The organism is Enterococcus sp. MMGLQ5-1, assembly GCF_013155265.1.
Taxonomy (GTDB): domain Bacteria; phylum Bacillota; class Bacilli; order Lactobacillales; family Streptococcaceae; genus MMGLQ5-1.
In genome coordinates, this window is record NZ_JABJXU010000032.1 from 1 (window position 1) to 969 (window position 969).

General features: G+C 32.8%; 5 protein-coding genes. All 5 read right to left on the bottom strand.

The genetic code is table 11. The features are described from left to right. Window positions 1-128: 128 nt before the first annotated feature. Genes HOY35_RS13340 through HOY35_RS13715 form a run of 5 tightly spaced genes read right to left on the bottom strand, consistent with a single transcriptional unit; the run spans window position 129 to window position 969 of the window. Complete coding sequence (locus tag HOY35_RS13340; protein ID WP_172214599.1) at window positions 129-257, bottom strand: hypothetical protein; 129 nt, start codon at window positions 255-257, stop codon at window positions 129-131. After that, the gene (locus HOY35_RS13345; protein ID WP_172214597.1) at window positions 244-447 is read right to left on the bottom strand and encodes a hypothetical protein; all 204 of its coding nucleotides are present in this window, start codon (window positions 445-447) and stop codon (window positions 244-246) included. Before HOY35_RS13345 ends, HOY35_RS13340 begins: the two co-directional genes overlap by 14 nt. Continuing rightward, complete coding sequence (locus HOY35_RS13350) at window positions 447-677, bottom strand: hypothetical protein (RefSeq protein WP_172214596.1); 231 nt, start codon at window positions 675-677, stop codon at window positions 447-449. Before HOY35_RS13350 ends, HOY35_RS13345 begins: the two co-directional genes overlap by 1 nt. Window positions 678-728: 51 nt before the next feature. Further along, a complete protein-coding gene (locus HOY35_RS13355; RefSeq protein WP_172214566.1) occupies window positions 729-893 on the bottom strand; it encodes a hypothetical protein in 165 nt (54 codons plus the stop codon). Further along, window positions 856-969, bottom strand: coding sequence for a DUF3024 domain-containing protein (locus tag HOY35_RS13715; RefSeq protein WP_172214581.1), 114 nt, complete (start codon window positions 967-969; stop codon window positions 856-858). Before HOY35_RS13715 ends, HOY35_RS13355 begins: the two co-directional genes overlap by 38 nt.

Sequence of the window (969 nt, forward strand, 5' to 3'; positions counted from 1 at the left end):
ACTAATTAAAGTCATTATTTCGTCTTGTGGTGCGCTATCTAGCCAAAGTCTGATATATGTTTCAGTATCATCATTAAACTCGTCCACAGTCACAAACTGACCGCTTTTTAACTTGATGTACGTGTCACTCATAAATAATCACTTGCCTTATCCATGCAATCTTGCGAGCAGAAAACATAGCCGTCTATTTCAAATTCTTCGCCTGTTAAAACTTGATTCCGACAAATCTCACAGGCAATATATTTATCTTGTGCCATTTCTCAGCTCCTCATCTTCACGTTCCCAACGTTCAATCGTCCTATTTTTTAAATTGTCTTGTCTTTTGATTTGAATAATTTTATTTTCGTAATGATCAATAATTCGATTTAAATTTTTGGTGCCTTTTAAAAATCCAAGCATATAGCTAGGTATAATTACTGCAAATATGCATAAAATAGTGGTTATCATTAAGCTACCTCAATTACTAAAATTGCTATTTCTTCTAAATTGACAAATCTTTTACCTTCATTTTCATCAGCAAAATATTCTAATTCTGATATTTCACTTTCTACATGAAAACCTTTTACTTCTTTATATAAAAATTCAACCGGTACGAATGCTGCATTATCATAAGTAAATTTACCTATTTTTATTCTGTGTGGTGATGTGATTAACATCAGTAAAGTTCTTAGTGTCATTTTTTCTCCAATCTGTGCTATAATTAGCACATACATTTAGTTTTATGTGTCCTAGTCACTGTTCTCAGCAGTGGCTTTTTTGATTTCATTTTCGATTTCAGAAAGTTTAGATTTTGTATGCTCATAATCAATGCAACTTCTATGCCAAAGCTGATATTGTTCAACTTCTCGCCAAAACTTACGCTTCTTTTTGAGCTCTCTTAAATCTTTGCTCATAACTCATATATTCCTTCCTAGCTCTAAACCAATACAATTGCCAATTGTGCGTTGCACCCTCCCAGTCGAATGTCAT